Source organism: Vibrio sp. SCP2, from assembly GCF_059295395.1.
On record NZ_JCAFVV010000002.1, the window covers coordinates 557964 to 575872 of the forward strand.

The window sequence follows — 17909 nt, forward strand, 5'->3', positions numbered from 1 at the left end:
ATGCTGCTAATCAACGGAACTCACATACTTGACGACACTGGCGGCTATATTCAAAGCCTTAAGAGCCAGATCCGTCATCCAATTGGTATCAATGAGATTTCATTGTTGACCTACATGTTCTCTCATAAAGGAAAAGTATTGAGTAAACATGAGCTTATGGAAGAGGTATGGCATAAACGTGGCATTGTCGTGGAGAGCAGCAGTTTGCTGCACTCCATATCCAGTTGTCGTCGCGGCTTAGAAGATCGCTCTGGTGAAATCATCCGAACAGAGCGTGGTGTGGGCTATGAATTTATCGGCACAGTTAAAAAGATAACGTGCCTCTCTGAAGTTAAGGTTTCTCAGAATGAACCATTGGCAACCGAACAGAAGAATACACCGCAGACTGATAGGCAACGCAAGCTTTCCCCACCTAAAGTGGGTTCGTCAATCAGCTATAAAGCCGCCTCGGTGTTTGCTGCTGCGATTGTGATTGGCTTCTTTGGGACGATGCTAGCTAAAGAGTTGCTGATCTCTAGCCAGTATACGGCCAAGAACTATAGCCAGTGCTGGTATGAACCAACAAACAATGGTGAAAGAATCTATTACCAAAATCCAACGGTGTATCAGTTTGACGAATTGAGTTTAATGCTTGATGAGCAAGGTCGCTCTGTCAGTTTTAGTAACCAGAGTGGGGTAGTGAATTGTGAATAAAGAAATTATTCTTGGCGCAGCGATACTAGGTTTAGGGGGGGGCGCTGGTATTGCTTTTAACACGGGCGATCAGCCGAACAGGCACTTTACCAGTAGTACTGTAGCGCACATCCATATTGAAGAACCATCTACTGTCTTTTCAACCTCTTTACCAATGCGGCTTGAACTGACTTTAAACGAAAATAACACTTATGGCGTGTTTGCGATGTTGCCGCAAAGCCAAGTGGGCTTTTCAGGGAAAGGGCAATACAGCATGGATTCAGACGGGATACTGTTCATGCACAATACGCATACCCCACTTGACCTAGAAGGGGCAAAAGGTGGGGTGATTGAGCAACTATTCGTGAGACCAGGGGCGTTTGATGGCCTAATGAACCTTATTGATATTGGTGATAAAGGTTCGATATTGGTTGGCAAAAAAGTGGCTTTACATTTGGAGTCATAAACATAGCAAAGAGAGAGCAGCGCCCTAGTGGCGCTGTTTTTGTATAGGGCTTAAGTCGGCGTTAAAAATCATAGCTTAAGCTCATCGTACTGTAGATTTCATCCGGTGATTGGTCTTCTGCAACGGTTGTATTGTAGATGTACTCAACGTCGAATACTAAGGACAGGTTCGCCATTAAGGTATTCTTGATGTATGCCTTAGTGTTGTAATGGGTGTTCTCTTCACCGTGTGCCACATCAAAGGTTGCACCCATTGAAAGCCTTTCCGAGAAAACAATAGCGCTATCGAGAGTAGAAGAAGCAATCACTTCATAATTCATTTGGTCTGGGTATTCAGAATCGAAAGGCTGTCTTTGCGTGATTCGATAACCTGGACCAAGAGAGATGGAGGTTTTTACGATGTCATTGTTAACCAAATAGACACCAATACCGGTCATTAATATCCACTGCTTACGGTAAGTACCGTACAAGTCATTTTCAAATCGGCCTGCACCACGGACGAAGGTTTTCTCTGCAAAGTCATAGGTTGATCCCGCATTGACCGTATAGCGATTTGCCCCATCATCGGCATTGTCGGCGTCAGTATAGTAGCTTTCAAATGACGCCTTATGTAGCCAAGACTCTTGCTGATAATTTAGGTACAAAGCAGAATTCACTGAGAGAGAAGAACTGGTGTTTTCTGTATAGATAAAGCCAAGTTTGGTTTGCGCGGTGAAAGGCGACTCTTGAGTTGCAGAGCTCTCCTCGTCTTGTGCAAAAGAGGGGGAAGGCAACAGCAGTAGGCTTAAAATGGATGATAGAGCCGACAAGGTAAAAGGGGCATTTTTCATTTGCTAACAGAGCTGACATGGTTTTTATTCGTCAGTCTATTATCGGATTCGATAAGCTTAGTCAGTACTGAATCACTCTAAATCATTCTCAACAACTAAAAAGCGACGCAGATTGCGTCGCTTTCATTGTCGTCTGATTAAGATTGGCTTAGTTCGATGTATTAAACGCAAGGACGGCTTTTAATCCACCCATCGAGCTTCTTGATAGCGCAAGCTTACCGCGATAACTGTGTGCCATTTCGTTAACGATATTCAGTCCAAGGCCAGTTCCTGGCGTAGTTTCGTCTAATCTTACACCACGCTTAAGCGCTTGCTGAATATCTTCATCGTCAATGCCAGGACCGTCATCTTCGATAATGATCTCAATGGTGCCCGGTTCATTTTCCGCTGAGTGGACACGAATAATATTGCAAGACCACTTGTAGGCATTCTCTAGCAAGTTACCCACCATCTCGTCTAGATCGGTTGGATCGACGGCAACTTCGATTTCTGAGTCGAGTTCATTAATCAAAGCAACACCTCGCTCGGCATATACTTTGTCAAACGCCATCGAAATTGCATCAACGCGCTCTGCGGGATTAGCACGAACAGAGAGAATATTCTTAGAGCCAGCCATTCGTGCTCGACCTAAGTGGTAATCAATTTGGCTTTGGATTTGATGAACCGGAGGCAAGAGATAATCTCGTGTCTCTTTGTCGAGCGAACCAATTTCATTTCTTAGCACTGACAAGGGGGTTTTTAGCGCGTGAGAAAGGTTGCCTGCATGATGGCGAGCGCGCTCGAGTAATTCTTGGTAGTGGAAAACCAGTGCATTGAGATCGGAAACGACCGGAGCCACCTCTTTTGGATACTCTTCATCTAGGCTTGTTTTATCTCCGGAGCGAAGCTGGTTCAGCTCTTTTTGCATCTTGTTGAGTGGACTTAGCGACCACTGAACTTGCAACATGATAACAGCCAAAACGCCGAAGTAGAGTAGGGCGAGAATAATCCATAGCTGACTCATTAAATCGCGCACTGTGTCCTCGATGGGTTGTTCATCGATACCAATCAGAACTTCAATCGGTCCATCGTAATCTGGGTAATAGAGCTTGGTTTTTATGTAGATGAGCTTCTCGTCGCGAGCGCCAACATATTCTTTACCGTTCTTTTTGCTTTCAATGCGTTGATCCCACAAAGAGCGTGAGCGAAGCAAGTCTGTCTCGGTTTTCGCTGACCAATATAACCCGCTGTACGGGCGGTTAAAGCGTGGGTCGGAAAGGTTGGAGGCGAGAGTGATGTTGCCTGATTCATCGGCTTCTATCGCTGCGGAAATCTCGTCCATATAAATGGATAACTGAGACTTTGCGTCGTCAGCCATATAGTTGAAGACTTGGTTAGGAACACTCACGCCAACCGCTATTACCATAGCCGTTAGCCAAACTACAGCCGCTAGAACTAAGCGGCTTTTTAAACTCAGTCTTTTAAGCAGTGAGCGTTTATTATTCGGCATTAAGCTGGTACCCCAAGCCTCTCACGGTTTTGATGACTTTTGGTGCAATCTTTTTGCGAATTCGACCAATAAACACTTCGATAGTATTTGAATCACGGTCAAAATCCTGTTTGTAAATATGCTCGACTAATTCTGTACGCGAAATGACCTTCTCGGGGTTATGCATAAAGTAAGCAACGACCTTGTACTCCAACGCTGTCAGGCTTATTGCTTGGCCTTGCCACATCACTTTTGAAGTGCGGGTATCAAGACTTAAATTACCGACTTGCATAACAGGAGAAGCATTACCAGAAGCGCGTCGAAGTTGAGCTCGGATACGGGCAATTAACTCGACCATTTCAAATGGTTTGGTTAGGTAGTCGTCTGCACCTGCGTTTAAGCCTTCTACTCGTTGAGTTAAGGTGTCACGAGCGCTCAGAATCACGACTGGTGTGTTAATGTTCTCGTCTCGAATGCCTTTGAGTACCGTTAGACCATCAAGTTTAGGGAGACCCAGGTCGAGCACGATCGCATCCCACTCTTCTGAAGTCGCTCGGTATAGGGCATCAATACCGTCTTGAGACAGTTCAGGAACCCAACCAGTTTGCTCTAGAATGTCGACAATTTGTTCACCAAGACGCGGTTCATCTTCCACTACAAGAATTTTCATAAGCTTTAGTCTTCTATTTTTTTAGTGCTTCTTTAATGTTTCTGCCTTTAATTTGCAGCATTTCAAGGGTTTCGGCGTTGTATTCAACTTTGATGATATTGTTATTGTGGTTCAATTTGAGTTCATAGATCCAAATATCATCATCTTCTTCGAGCTCGACATGAATGATTCGACCGTTTAAGTCACGTTCGACCGCTGCAAACATTTCAGAAAATGGCCGAACATAGCCCTTTTGTACAGCGTCGTAGACCTCATCTTGGTCTTCTTCGAATTCAATTCGCGCGCCAGGTTTATGTACGTCTTGTACTAGCGCGTGTCCATCCTCGTCATGGTGCTTCTTAGCCAGTGTTGGAAACGAAACAAAGACGCACGCCAATATGGCTGTCAGACTTACTAACGGACGCTTCAACATAATCTTACCTTCTTGAAATTACTGTGAGTCAGTATACGTGTTGATAGATGAACACCAAATGAATTAGCACTTAGTTAGTTAACTCGTCAGCAAAAATCTTATCTCGCATTTTCCAGAATCGCCCGGATTTTCTTGCAATAACAAATTGAGGTGGGCGGAATCTGTGTTGATTGTTCACCACTTTAGTCGGTGAAGCGTCTTCAAAAGGCCTATGCTTGTCTGCAAGGTGAGGGCGAACAAACTGATCCTTGAAGCGCTGTTTCTGATTCTTCGTCGTTAATGACCAGAATTCACTCACTTGAGCCTGATTATCTCCAATATAAGAGACTTTTAAGCTGCTTTTTCCTTTGTCATCTTTGTGAACGCTTAAAGCCATTTCTAGGCACTCAAAGACAAGAGCATCTTTAAGGTTTAACGCCTCCTTAAGCTTCTTGTCTGGGTCAACTAAAGTGGCATCGCATTCATGGCAGATTCTAGCGGCGATATCGTTGTCGGCTCCACACTCTCTGCAATACTTAGCTCTGAAACGGTAGTCACAGTGTTCACGTTCACCAGTCTCTTCATCTTCAAAGAACCCTTGGCACTTGCGGCCAAAATGTTCGATTAGAAAGCCGTTACTGTCTAGCTTGCCCCAGAAGTTGTTATTGAAGCCGCAAGCAGGGCAGGGAATGGTGATGATTTCGCTGTCTGAATCGGGTTTGGCATCACCCACTTCAGGCTGATAGAGATCGTAGCTATTACCCGCGTAATCCAGAACTAAACATTCCTCTTTACCCGGAGAGAGACGCAATCCACGCCCAACAATTTGCTGATAAAGGCTAATCGACTCGGTTGGTCGTAATATGGCAATTAAATCAACGTGTGGTGCGTCAAAGCCCGTCGTCAGTACTGACACGTTGACGAGGTATTTAATTTTACGCTCTTTAAAGTCTTGAATGATGGCATCACGTTCTGGTGTTGGCGTATCGCCGATAACGATGGCTGTTTGTCCTTCCGGTAGCAGTCCGAAAATTTCTTGAGCATGGCGGACAGTCGCAGCAAAAATCATAATACCTTGCTTACCGGTAGACATATGAATGATTTGCTCGACGATTTGCGGTGTTGCACGTTTCGCCTTATCAATTACCATATCCATTTCCGACTCTTTGTAGCGACCAGTATTCGCGGGCTTGAGCTGAGAAAAGTCATAGCTCAGTACGGGCGCATCCATCATGCGTGCTGGAGTAAGAAATTTTTCATCCAGTAAGTAGCGAATAGGCAGCTCAAATATGCAGTCGCGGAAGAAGCGTGGTTCCTCACTGCGAACTAATCCCCGTGTGTGGTATTGGTAAATCCAGCCCATGCCTAAACGGTAAGGGGTGGCAGTGAGCCCAAGCACCTTTATGCCCGCATTTTGCTCGCGTAAATGGTTGATGACTTTTTGGTAGCTAGTGTTTTTGTCGTCGGGCACACGGTGACATTCATCGATAACCAGAAGGGAAAATTGGTTTTTAAACTGATCGAGGTTGCGCACGACAGATTGCACTGAAGCAAAAACGACTTGCTGATCGGTTTCTTTACGACCTAAGCCCGCTGAAAAAATCGAGCCTTTGAGTCCGTATCCTTCGTATTTTTGATGGTTTTGCTCGACGAGTTCCTTTACATGAGCAAGCACCAATACACGCCCTTTAGCTAAACGAGCCAGCTCAGCAATAACTAAGCTTTTACCTGCGCCTGTGGGGAGTACCAATACAGCGGGTGACGAGTGTTTTCGAAAATAATGAATGACCGCTTTGACGGAGTCAGCCTGATAGGGACGGAGTGTATACATAAAATGTGTGAAATAGCTCAACTATTTAGTCTAGTCGCACTATAATACCCCACCTAGCAAAGATGAGGTATTCATGCGTTTAGATAAATATCTATGTGATGCACTTGGGGCAACACGTAAAGAAGCAACAAAAATCATTAAAAGTGGTGATGTCACCGTCAATGACGTGGTGCAGAAAAGTGGCGCAACTAAGGTGACTGAAGAGTGCACGGTAGAATGGCAAGGCCGAGAGGTTCAAAAGCCGGGCCCTCGCTACATTATGCTTTTTAAGCCAGATGGTTTTGTTTGTTCGCATGAAGATGGTTTCAACCAGACAGCATTTATGTTGTTAGATGAAGTCAAAATGGAAGACTTACATTTTGCTGGTCGCCTTGATGTTGATACTACTGGTCTTGTCTTGATTACTGATGATGGTCAATGGTCTCACCGAATCACTTCGCCTAAGCACAAGTGCGAGAAAACTTACCGCGTGTGGTTGGTTGATCCGCTCCAAGCGGATTATGCAGAGAAGTTTGCCGAAGGTATTCAATTAAGAAATGAAAAAGGTTTGACCCTGCCTGCGAAGTTAGAAGTGGTAGATGAAGATGAGAAAGAAGTGTTACTGACCATCACCGAAGGTAAGTACCACCAAGTGAAGCGTATGTTTGCTGCACTTGGCAATAAAGTTGAGCATCTTCACCGTGAACGCATTGGTGAAATCGAGCTATGCGAAACCTTAGAACCGGGTGAATACCGCTATCTAACTCAAGAAGAAATTGACTCTGTTTGGAATTAATTCTTTATTGAGGAAATACTTTATTTCCATCTAGGAACTAGTCTTTTGGACAGAATTGATTGAATATAGATCGATTCACTTCAGGTCTGTTAACCGCATAAGGTAAGCAGTCTACGACACTTTAGTGTTCATTTATTCTGTTTGGTTGCAGCACGGAAGCTGCATCTGATTCGCAACCGAGTAGGAGATTTATGTCTGAGAGAACCTTAGATCAAACCAAGGCCCCACAAATCAGTTTTCTGTTATTCCTTGTTTTGGGCGCCATTGGTGCATTAACCCCATTAGCGATTGATATGTACCTGCCTGCGATGCCAACGATCGCCAGAGATCTTGGTGTTGCTGAAGGGGCGGTGCAAATTACGTTAACTGCTTATACCGCTGGATTTGCGTTAGGTCAGTTGATTCATGGGCCATTAGCCGATAGTTATGGTCGTCGTCCGGTTTTAATTCTGGGCGTGCTCTTCTTTGGTCTGGCCGCTGTAGTGAGTGCCACAACTGCGGGTATTGAAGCGTTAACTTGGGTCCGAACGGCGCAAGGCTTTGCAGGCGCTGCCGCTGCGGTGATTATTCAAGCCGTTGTTCGTGACATGTTTGACCGCGAAGACTTTGCCCGTGCGATGTCGTTCGTCACATTAGTCATTACCATCGCGCCACTTATTGCACCAATGATTGGTGGATACGTTGCGGTGTGGTTTGGCTGGCGTGCGATTTTCTGGATTCTGGCAGCATTCTCTGTCGTCGTTATTTGCTTAGTGCTGTGGAAGATTCCAGAAACGTTAAGTGCTGAGAACAAGCAGCCATTTCGAATTCGTAATACGTTACGTAATTATATCAAATTGGCGAAAACCCCAGTGGCGATGGGGCTGATTTTTTCTGGAGCATTTTCGTTTGCCGGGATGTTTGCCTTTTTAACGGCGGGTTCCTTCGTCTACATTGATATTTATGGTGTGAGACCTGAGCAGTTCGGTTATCTGTTTGGTTTGAACATTGTCGCGATGATCATAATGACAAGCATCAACGGGCGACTGGTTAAAAAGCTCGGCTCACATACCATGTTGCGCTTTGGACTGATTGTTCAACTCATTGCGGGTATTGGTTTATTTGTTACTTGGCTGTTAGATGCGGGCCTATGGGGAACGGTCATTTTTGTTGTGATGTTTATTGGTACATTATCGACAATTGGTAGTAACTCAATGGGACTGTTGTTAAGTGGCTACCCAACGATGGCGGGCACGGCGTCTTCGTTGGCAGGAACTCTGCGTTTTGGTACAGGTTCAGTTATTGGTGCTGTCGTGGCAATGATGCCGGGCGGTGTAACATGGCCGATGATTACAGTGATGAGTGCATGTTCAGTCATCTCTGCGGCTTGTTATTGGATATTTGGAAGAAAGGCGTAATGTCTGAATATACGGTAGAAATACAAAAATTAGTGAATAAGGCTCTAGAAGAGATTACCAATGAGCACAAAGCTGGCAAACTCACTAATGGGCCAACAGCAAACAACCTTTATTTGGTTCGTTGGATTACTAAAGCCATCAAGTCACAACAGTTTCCACGTGTTGTGGCGGACGATTTAATCCGTTGGCAGAAGACGGGTCGCTCAAAGGGCAACAATGCGGGCTTAATGCAGACGTTTCAGCGTATTTCTAAGTTCTATGCTCAGTTTTTCCCTCAAGGCCAAGAAGACCGAATTCTTAAAGATCACGAGATCAATAATTTCATCGACATGATGGAAGAGCAGGGCTGGGAAGTTACGACGTCTGAAGAGCTGGTCGGTTGCGGCAAAGTACAAATCTTTACCGAGGGGCCAAACTCTCTTGCCATGTGTACCGAGCAGTGTGAAAGTAGCTTTGATGGTGAAGATATGATCAAACCGATGAGTTGGTTTGTGCGTGGTCACCATGCTGATTTTGTAGAGAAAGCGTCTGCGGCTGGCTTTATGGTTCATAAGGTAACGGACTATAAATCCAACGTGAAATATCACGGTGAATACTTAGTCTTTCCAGCCAACCGAGGTGACCGATTAGCTGAGATTCCACTCAGTTTAACGGTGTAAATTAGCTAAGAAAATGAATCGACAAGAGCTTCTATTATGGAAGCTCTTTTGCTTTTTTAACGATAGCTTTGACCATACCTTTAAAGATGAAAAGGTGGGCTGGCATCATCGCAAACCAGTACAAAAGACCTCTGAAGCCTTGCGGGTGCCACCACGCGGTGACTGTTAGTTTTCTTTTCTCTCCCAAATCCTCAATCAAAAACTCTAATCGACCTAAACCGGGGCCCTTCATACCAAACAGCAATGAGATGAAGTGATTTTCTTCGCAGCGAATTACTTTCCACGAATCGATATGGTCACCAACCTGTAATTCAGGTCCGGGAGGCGAACGTCTAATTGGTTTTCCGCCACCAAAGAAGATATCGAGCCACTCTCGGGTACGCCAAAGAGTGTTGGCGAAGAAGTAGCCCTCTTTTCTACTGCCGATCTGCTTAACGAGTTGCCATAATTGAGTAGACGAAAGCTCTGTTTCTATTTCGGCGCCAGTCTGCTTTGGGTAATAACCATAACCCGGTTGCCAGCGAGAGAGAGCCGCAGGGTCAAAGCCCCAAACATTACTTCGAACAAATTTACCTTCTTGCTCAATACTGTTTGCAACCATCTCGTTGAATGAGACAAGGGTTTGGGGATATGTGCTATTGATTGCTTGGCTATCAGCGATGAAGTCATGCTCTAGTCCCGACAGTAACGCCGCTCCAATACTTGAGGGAACGGAAGTTACTACGCCAAGCCATTGAGAAGCCATCTTAGGTGTGAGTAGGGAAGTAGGCCAAATGGAGATAGGCTTATTGATTGTATTCGCGATGACTTTAAACTGTTGGCGATAACTGAGCGTATCGGGCCCGCCCACTTCATAGAGCTGATGCTGTGTCGGTGATTCTTCGGCAACAGATAATAAATAGTAATTGAGGTTTTCTAGTGCGATGGGGTTAGCCTTGGATTCAACCCACTTTGGTGTAATGAGAATCGGCATGTTGTACACAAAGTCACGCATGATCTCAAACGCAGCCGAACCCGGGCCGATGATCACTCCGGCTCGAAGTTCAGTGATCGGTACGCCTGACTTGCGAATAATATCTCCTGTCATTCGCCGCGCTTTGAGGTGGTTAGAATCCCCAGTTTGCGGCTGAATCGCACTTAGGTAAATTACATGCTTAACAGCGCTCTGGGTTAGAGCATTTTTAAAATTCTCGGCTAAAGACACTTCATAGTCCAAGAAATCGTGCCCATGCGCCATGCCGTGGACCAGAAAATAGATTAGGTCGAAATGAGGGATTAACTCTTTAGTCGCAGCCTCGTCAGCAAGGTCGAGATAGCGTAGCGTTAGGTTTGGATGAGGCTCAACACGGGCTTTAAGGTAGTCTATTTGCCTAGCGGCCGCAGTAACATGATAGCCGCGATCACATAGCTGAGATAGGAGTTGTGAACCTACGTATCCAGAGGCACCCAAAACCAGCACATTTTTCATCCCGAACCCCTGTGGTTTTTATGGTTTCATATTCCGACTGATCATATAATAGTCGACTCATTTTTTCTCTCTTTTCATACTGTTGCATTTTGAGGTGCGCGATTGATAACTCTTTCCCAAGTTTTAACCCATACCCGTGGCGATTTTATTAGACGCTTGATCGCGATTGCTTTGCCAATCACTTTACAAAGTATCATGTTTTCGAGCCGAAGCTTGGTCGATGTTTTGATGTTGGGTCAGCTTGGTGAAGCTGAAATTGCGGCGGTTGGAGTTGCGGCTCGTGCCACTTTTGTCACCACCATTATGTTGGTCGGAGTCACAACAGGCGGGGCTCTGCTTACCGCTCAGTATTGGGGGGCGAGTGATCGCAAAGGGGTTAGGGAAAGTACCGCGTTGACTTGGTTGGTATGCATGGTTTTTGCCGCGATTACCGCTTTGCTGTTTATCTTGTTTCCAACGCAGGTGATGGGCTTAGCCACCAACGATCCTGAAGTTATTCAGTTAGGTGCTGAATACTTAGTGATCACCTCAGTCAGCATGTTTGCAGTAGCGTGCGTCGCGAGTATGGCAGTTGGCCTGAGAGCGATGCACAAACCGGGTCTTAGTACCTTCTTCAGCGGTATCGGGATTCTCTCCAACATCTTTCTTAACTGGGTATTTATTTTCGGTAAGTTGGGTGTCCCAGCCATGGGCATTAAAGGGGCAGCGATTGCGACGGTGTTAAGTGGTGCAATAGAAGTCGCGACCTTGTTTGGCTACTTGTATGCCAAAAAACACCTGCTTGCCTTTAGTCTGAACGATATTCGCAATGTGTTGGAATGGACTCGCGTCATCAAGTTTTTGAAGCTATCGCTGCCAACCACATTTAACTTTCTTGCTTGGGCTGGTGGCTTGTTCGCTTACCATGCGATTATGGGACAGTCGGGCGTACAAGGTTTGGCTGCATTGTCAGTGATGTCTCCGGTGGAGTCGATTGCGCTGGCTCTGTTGATTGGGATGTCAAACGCCGCAGCAGTACTCGTCGGTAACCAAATCGGGGCAAAGAAATACGATGAAGTTTACTATCAAGCGATTGGGGTAACGATACTTAGCGTCCTTGTCGGTGTTGTCGTAGCTGTTGTGCTTTATCTGGTTCAAGGTTTGGTTTTAGATGCGTTTAGCGCACTTACACCAGAAACACGAGCCCTGTCCGAGAAGTTCATGCTGGTGATGAGCGTCGGGATTATTCTCCGCTCCCTTCCTATGATGACTATTGTAGGTGTGCTTCGAGCGGGTGGCGACGTTAAATTCTGTTTATATCAAGACCTTGTCGCGCAGTGGTTGATTGGTATTCCTCTAGCCGCTTTCGCTGCGATTGGTCTCGGATGGAAACCGGAATGGATCTATTTGCTGTTTTTGACTGAAGAGGTCATCAAATGGTTTGCTTCTCTCTATCGCATGCAGACACGCAAATGGATTAGGAATTTGATCGAAAATTAGACTTTGAACGTAAGTTAATAGTGTTTCGATGCATATCTTGTGATCTAGTATCCAAAATACTTTCTTGATTCGACGATTTAGTGTAGATTCACATTCCTATTTTTAAGGTTTTCGAGAGTATAGATGTTACAACTAACAGACCTATGTAAGGGCTATGTAGATGGTGGTGAGTTTCACCCCGTTTTACAAGGTGCTGAGTTGTCATTAAAGCAAGGAGAACAGATAGCTTTAATGGGGGAGAGTGGCTCTGGAAAGAGTACTTTACTTAACTTGATTGCCGGTTTAGACACCGTAGATTCGGGTGAGGTTACTTTCCCTAAGTTCTCAATGCATGAAGTCGCGGAAACCAAACGAACTGCCTATCGTCGAAACAATATTGGCCTTATCTTTCAGCAGTTTAACCTGCTTCCTACTCTGAATATTGCCGACAACATTCGCTTTTGTCGACAGCTCAAAGGTCTACCTGAAGATTCTGGGCTTTGGCGACAAATTCTCTCTGCACTTGATTTGATGCCTCTATTGGGGCGCTATCCAGAGGAGGTGTCCGGTGGTCAGCAGCAAAGGGCAGCCATTGCTCGTGCGCTTTATATGGAACCAAAGATCCTATTGGCAGACGAACCAACAGGTAGCTTAGATGAACGCAACGCCGAAGCGGTGATGCGTCTTCTGACCACATTGACCAAACAGCTCGATTGTACCCTGCTTTTAGTAACGCACAGTGAACGTGTTGCTGAACATATGGAAGGGAAGATAAGGCTACAAGGAGGACAGCTTCATGTTATGGCCCGTAGTTAAAGCGCTACTTGGTCATTACAGACGTTATCCTTTTCAAATAATCCTAGTTTGGCTTGGTCTTACTTTAGGTGTTTCTCTTCTTGTTGGTGTTAGTTCAATCAATAGCCATGCTCGTCAGAGCTATGAACATGGCGAAAAATTATTCTCTAATCCTCTCCCTTACCGAATTCGTCCTAAGCACGCAGCAAATAAGATCCCTCAAGGCTTCTATGTTCAACTTCGTCGTGATGGGTTCCACCAGTGCGCGCCATTTGAAAGCCTACGCATAAGGACGGCAAATGGAACCGACTTAATGTTGGTTGGAATCGATCCGGTTGCGATGATCGAGTTTGAATCGGGCTCTTTGCTCGATGATATATCTTCTCTTGCGCTAATGAAGCCGCCATATCCTGTGCTTGTTAGCGCTGATCTCGCACTGCATATGAAATGGAATAATGGCGACTTTATTCGGTTAAACGATGGTAGCGCTCTGGGGCCGATTAGTATTGATACCGAAAGGCGATTGAACGGTACGCGTATCGTTGCAGATATGTCTTTACTTAGGATGATCGAACGTAGTTCAGGAATTTCGGTGATCGCTTGTGCGGATATGCCAGAAGAGAAGATCGCTAAACTTAAGTCTGTTCTGCCTAATGGAATGGTGCTCACTCGAAGCTCTCGCGCTGAGCTTGAGTCATTGACCGAAGCGTTCCATTTGAACTTGAGTGCGATGGGGATGTTAGCATTTCTAGTTGGGCTATTTATCTTCTATCAAGCCATGTCGATGACCTTGACTCAACGTCAGCCTCTGGTTGGGAATTTAAGACAGATGGGGGTGTCGGGTTGGCAGTTAGCTCAGGCGTTGCTACTCGAACTCTTTGCCTTAGTTTTTGTCGGTTGGCTATGTGGCAACATCTTAGGTATGTTACTGGCTAATCAGCTTATTCCAACGGTATCTGCGAGCTTAGGCGATTTGTATGACACCAATATTGGATTGTCGATCGCATGGGACTGGCGTTCTAGCCTATACAGCTTTTATCTTTCGTTAGCCGGAGCAATAGTGGCTTGTGCTTGGCCTTTGGTTCGTTTGCTACGGTCTCAACCAAGTCGATTGACGACTAGATTATCCCTTGTTCGATTTGCTGGTGCTGAATTCACTATTCAAGCGCTTATTGCTTGTGCGTGTTGTGTTGCAGCGATTGCTCTTTACCAAGCTCCGCAAACTCAAGAGACAGGTTTTGCAATTATTGCGTTAATGCTGCTAAGTGTCGCGCTCTTTACGCCTTATATTATCTGGAAAGTCTTTGAAAGCTTGTCGTACACTTTGCGTTGGGTGAAGGTACGTTGGTTCTTTGCTGACGCGGCGGCGAGCATGAGTTACCGTGGTGTAGCTACGATGGCGTTTATGTTGGCAATGGCTGCCAATATTGGTGTAGAAACCATGGTCGGCAGTTTCCGAGATACAACGGATAAATGGTTAACCCAACGACTAGCGGCGGATTTATACATTTACCCAAACAATAGTGCAGCGGCACGCATGAGCACTTGGCTGACCAAACAGCCGGAAGTGGACTCAGTATGGTGGCGCTGGGAAAAAGATATCTCAACCGACAAAGGTGCGTTGCAAGTTGTCAGCACAGGTGCATCAGAAGGGGAGCTTGATGCCCTGACGGTTAAACTGGGTATTCCTAATTATTGGTATCATTTGCATCATTCAAAAGGGGTTATGATCAGTGAATCCATGGCTCTTAAGCTTGGAATTCGTCCCGGAGACTATATCGACTTAACTGGTAAGCTCGGTTCTGGTTGGCAAGTCGTCGGCGTCTATTACGACTATGGCAATCCGTACAATCAAGTCTTGTTATCACATCGTAACTGGCTTTATGCCTTTGCCGGGAGTGGTTCCGTTGCTCTCGGGGCTGTCTTAAATGATGGTGTGAATCCGATTGGCCTCAAACGGCGACTAGAAACCATCTTCAGGCTTGATGCCGAACGGATTTTTGATAACAGCCATATCCACAGTCAGGCAATGAGAGTCTTTGATCGGACCTTCTCGATTGCGGACACCCTAGGTAACATTACGCTTGTGATTGCCGTGTTTGGTATTTTCTTTGCCACTGTTGCGGGTGAGGTCTCGCGTCAAAAGCATATCTCTTTGTTGCGCTGCCTAGGTATGTCTGGAAGAGAGTTGATTTTGATGGGCAGTTTGCAGCTGTTCGTATTTGGTGCGATAGCGATTCTCATAGCCATGCCTTTGGGATTAGCCCTGGCCAACCTGGTGGTTGATATCGTCATAAAACAATCTTTTGGTTGGACTTTAGAGGTTCAGTTTATTCCGACGGAGTATCTACATTCTGGTGCTTTAGCCATGCTTTCATTGATGGTTGCGGGCGCTATTCCAGTGTTAAGAATGGTGCGCAATACGCCGATGAAATCACTAAGAGATTCGTTATAGATGAGCAGTAGAAGTAAGAGAATACTTGGGGTTTTCGCTATTACGCTCATCTTAAGTGCGTTTGCTTTGGTAGCTCTGTATGAACACAGCGCAAGTAACAATATTGCCGTTAGAACGAATGAGGTAAGTTCTGTTCTAGTGTCTAAACCGACTCAGGTGTTTGAGCCTGTTCTACCGGATAACCCTGTTGTTATTCCTCGAGATTTTGCCTTCCACAATGAATACCAACATGGCTGGTGGCACTTCTTTGCTAATGTTGAGGATCAATACGGCGAAAAATATGGTGTCCAGTGGAGCTACTTCAGAATAGCCTCTAATGATAGCAACATGTCGGGCTGGTTGAGCCCCCAGCTGTTTATATCCCATGTTGTCGTCTCTAATAAAGACAAAGTCTGGCGAGAGCAACGTGTCGCTCGTGGTGGAATTGGACAGGCTGGAATGACGTCTAAGCCATTTCGCCTTTGGATAGACAACTGGTTCTGGCGCTCTCTAGGTCGTACGCCATTTCCAGGATTGTTGGACGCGCAGACAGACACGTTTAAAGTACGTTTAAAGACGACTACACGTGGTCCATTTGTTATTCCTCGTGAGCGTGGTTATGTGGTTAAACATGATCTACTGCCAATTGCATCCCATAACTTAACAGCCCCGTTTCTAGCCGTTGAAGGCCAGTTAGAGCTCGCACCTGATAAGGTGATTGATGTTAAGGGTACGGGTTGGATGAGCAAAGAGTGGGGCAGTGGGCTACTTGCTGAAGATCAACAAGGTTGGGACTGGTTTGTCTTCCACTTGGATGATGAAACAACACTCTCAATAAACCGTTACCGCCATGACAGTCAATTGCCTTATGTGTTTGGTACTCTAGCGACCAACGATGGGAAAGTCGTGACTTTATACAATGAAGATATCGAAGTGTTGCCGCTGAAAGAAGAAGTACTAGCAAATGGAAAAATCATTCCAACGAGCTGGATGATCAATGTTCCTCATCTCTCGGTTAGCCTCGAAACTCAGGTGATGAACACCAATTTGTGGTTGCCATTTGTACTTCCTTATTGGGAAGGGCCAATAACGACGTCAGGTAGTCACAATGCTCAAGGTTTTATGCAACTGACTGGGTATTGAATTAAAGATACAGTCAAGCCCGTGATATAAAAGCCACTTCTTATCTGATGAGAAGTGGCTTTTTGTATTTTATGTGGAATTTCCGATACTTTGCCTATAATGAAACAGAGAAATGAAGTGAACATTAAAAAGTGTGTATCGGAAAAACCGAAAGATATAATCTAAACAATCGATTTTTCCTGATGTAACCAACTCTATAAACTCAACTGTATTCATTGTTAATCGCTTATTAACATAATAAATATAAGGACAATATCATGAGTGATATTATTCGCGATTTTTTCAAATTAGAGTCTGCCGGAGGCATTCTACTAGTTATTGCTGCTGCAATCGCTATGACAATCGCAAACACTTCTCTTAACGATGCATACCAAGGGTTTCTTCACACATACGTGTTAGGTATGTCGGTTTCACACTGGATCAACGATGGTTTGATGGCAGTCTTCTTCTTATTGATTGGTCTTGAAGTTAAGCGTGAGCTACTTGAAGGCGCTCTAAAATCAAAGGAAACCGCTATCTTCCCTGCCATTGCTGCTGTAGGCGGTATGGTTGCGCCAGCGTTGGTTTACCTGATGTTCAACTACGGTGATGCACAAGCGGTTCAAGGTTGGGCAATTCCTGCGGCAACTGACATTGCCTTTGCATTGGGTATTATGGCTCTGCTCGGTAAACGTGTACCAGTGAGCCTGAAAGTATTCTTGCTTGCTCTGGCGATTATTGATGACCTAGGTGTTGTTGTGATTATCGCCCTGTTCTACACAGGTGACTTATCTACCACTGCATTGGCTGTTGGCTTTGCAATGACCGCGGCACTGTTTATGCTCAACGCTAAGAAGGTGACCAAACTCACTCCATATATAATAGTTGGTGCTATCTTGTGGTTTGCGGTATTGAAGTCCGGTGTTCACGCAACACTAGCAGGCGTGGTGATCGGCTTTGCAATTCCTTTGAAGGGCAATAAAGGCGAGCATTCACCACTTAAGCATATGGAGCACGCACTTCACCCGTACGTTGCGTTTGGTATTCTTCCACTGTTCGCATTCGCTAACGCAGGTATTTCGTTAGAAGGCGTGTCGATGGACGGCTTAACTTCAATGCTGCCTCTTGGTATCGCGCTTGGTCTATTGGTTGGTAAACCGCTTGGTATCTACTCATTTAGTTGGCTTGCTGTGAAATCAGGTGTGGCTAAACTACCTGAAGGTATTACTTTCCGTCATATCTTTGCAGTATCAGTCCTGTGTGGTATCGGCTTTACGATGTCTATCTTCATCTCGTCACTGGCTTTCGGTCAAGTGAACGCAGAGTTTGATACTTATGCTCGATTGGGTATCTTGATGGGCTCGACGACAGCTGCTCTGTTGGGTTACTTCCTACTGCATATTTCGCTGCCAAAGAAGAGCGTAAGTGTTGAGAGTAACGCACAGGTCAAATCTCAGCACTAAAGACCAAACAA

Annotated in this window: 16 protein-coding genes; 10 read left to right on the forward strand and 6 right to left on the reverse strand. The window is 45.4% G+C overall.

Annotation, left to right across the window (positions count from 1 at the left end; all coding sequences use genetic code 11):
* Both AC5O63_RS10425 and AC5O63_RS10430 read left to right on the forward strand, forming a co-directional pair.
* Entirely contained in the window at nt 1-693 is a 693-nt protein-coding gene (locus AC5O63_RS10425; RefSeq protein WP_494504902.1) for a winged helix-turn-helix domain-containing protein, read from the forward strand.
* Nucleotides 686-1138: a hypothetical protein gene (locus AC5O63_RS10430; RefSeq protein WP_494504903.1), complete on the forward strand. Its 453-nt coding sequence runs from the start codon at nt 686-688 to the stop codon at nt 1136-1138. Before AC5O63_RS10425 ends, AC5O63_RS10430 begins: the two co-directional genes overlap by 8 nt.
* A gap of 61 nt (nt 1139-1199) precedes the next feature.
* On the opposite strand, the gene AC5O63_RS10435 is transcribed toward AC5O63_RS10430, so the two are convergent.
* From AC5O63_RS10435 to radD, 5 genes are all read right to left on the reverse strand, one after another.
* The gene (locus tag AC5O63_RS10435) at nt 1200-1967 is read right to left on the reverse strand and encodes a DUF481 domain-containing protein (protein ID WP_494504904.1); all 768 of its coding nucleotides are present in this window, start codon (nt 1965-1967) and stop codon (nt 1200-1202) included.
* 148 nt (nt 1968-2115) lie between these two features.
* The gene (locus AC5O63_RS10440; RefSeq protein WP_494504905.1) at nt 2116-3456 is read right to left on the reverse strand and encodes an ATP-binding protein; all 1341 of its coding nucleotides are present in this window, start codon (nt 3454-3456) and stop codon (nt 2116-2118) included.
* Nucleotides 3446-4105, reverse strand: a complete 660-nt coding sequence (locus AC5O63_RS10445; RefSeq protein WP_004748768.1) for a response regulator transcription factor — start codon at nt 4103-4105, stop codon at nt 3446-3448. Before AC5O63_RS10445 ends, AC5O63_RS10440 begins: the two co-directional genes overlap by 11 nt.
* Nucleotides 4106-4118: 13 nt before the next feature.
* Complete coding sequence (locus tag AC5O63_RS10450; protein ID WP_004748767.1) at nt 4119-4517, reverse strand: PepSY domain-containing protein; 399 nt, start codon at nt 4515-4517, stop codon at nt 4119-4121.
* 70 nt (nt 4518-4587) lie between these two features.
* A complete protein-coding gene (gene radD / locus AC5O63_RS10455) occupies nt 4588-6327 on the reverse strand; it encodes a DNA repair helicase RadD (RefSeq protein ID WP_494504906.1) in 1740 nt (579 codons plus the stop codon).
* Nucleotides 6328-6400: 73 nt separating this feature from the next.
* Here radD and rsuA point away from each other — a divergent pair, with 73 nt between their 5' ends.
* The 3 genes from rsuA to AC5O63_RS10470 all read left to right on the forward strand — a co-directional run bounded on the left by rsuA (nt 6401) and on the right by AC5O63_RS10470 (nt 9158).
* A complete protein-coding gene (gene rsuA / locus AC5O63_RS10460) occupies nt 6401-7102 on the forward strand; it encodes a 16S rRNA pseudouridine(516) synthase RsuA (protein ID WP_272785117.1) in 702 nt (233 codons plus the stop codon).
* Nucleotides 7103-7293: 191 nt separating this feature from the next.
* Nucleotides 7294-8499 (forward strand): Bcr/CflA family multidrug efflux MFS transporter, encoded by a 1206-nt coding sequence (locus AC5O63_RS10465; RefSeq protein ID WP_494504907.1) that lies wholly within the window; start codon nt 7294-7296, stop codon nt 8497-8499.
* Nucleotides 8499-9158, forward strand: a complete 660-nt coding sequence (locus AC5O63_RS10470; protein ID WP_494504908.1) for a DUF2913 family protein — start codon at nt 8499-8501, stop codon at nt 9156-9158. Before AC5O63_RS10465 ends, AC5O63_RS10470 begins: the two co-directional genes overlap by 1 nt.
* 34 nt (nt 9159-9192) lie before the next feature.
* On the opposite strand, the gene AC5O63_RS10475 is transcribed toward AC5O63_RS10470, so the two are convergent.
* Nucleotides 9193-10626 carry a DUF2867 domain-containing protein gene (locus tag AC5O63_RS10475; RefSeq protein ID WP_494504909.1) on the reverse strand — a complete coding sequence of 478 codons (1434 nt, stop codon included), beginning with the start codon at nt 10624-10626 and terminating at the stop codon, nt 9193-9195.
* A gap of 102 nt (nt 10627-10728) precedes the next feature.
* On the opposite strand from AC5O63_RS10475, the gene AC5O63_RS10480 reads away from it, so the two are divergent.
* The 5 genes from AC5O63_RS10480 to nhaA all read left to right on the forward strand — a co-directional run bounded on the left by AC5O63_RS10480 (nt 10729) and on the right by nhaA (nt 17898).
* On the forward strand, nt 10729-12105 hold the full coding sequence (locus AC5O63_RS10480; RefSeq protein WP_494504910.1) for an MATE family efflux transporter: 1377 nt from the start codon (nt 10729-10731) through the stop codon (nt 12103-12105).
* 123 nt (nt 12106-12228) lie between these two features.
* A complete protein-coding gene (locus AC5O63_RS10485; RefSeq protein WP_272785114.1) occupies nt 12229-12900 on the forward strand; it encodes an ABC transporter ATP-binding protein in 672 nt (223 codons plus the stop codon).
* Nucleotides 12881-15334 (forward strand): ABC transporter permease, encoded by a 2454-nt coding sequence (locus tag AC5O63_RS10490; RefSeq protein WP_171321606.1) that lies wholly within the window; start codon nt 12881-12883, stop codon nt 15332-15334. Before AC5O63_RS10485 ends, AC5O63_RS10490 begins: the two co-directional genes overlap by 20 nt.
* On the forward strand, nt 15335-16456 hold the full coding sequence (locus AC5O63_RS10495) for a lipocalin-like domain-containing protein (protein WP_494504911.1): 1122 nt from the start codon (nt 15335-15337) through the stop codon (nt 16454-16456).
* 257 nt (nt 16457-16713) lie between these two features.
* Complete coding sequence (nhaA, locus tag AC5O63_RS10500; protein ID WP_239855396.1) at nt 16714-17898, forward strand: Na+/H+ antiporter NhaA; 1185 nt, start codon at nt 16714-16716, stop codon at nt 17896-17898.
* The last annotated feature ends 11 nt before the right edge of the window (nt 17899-17909 follow it).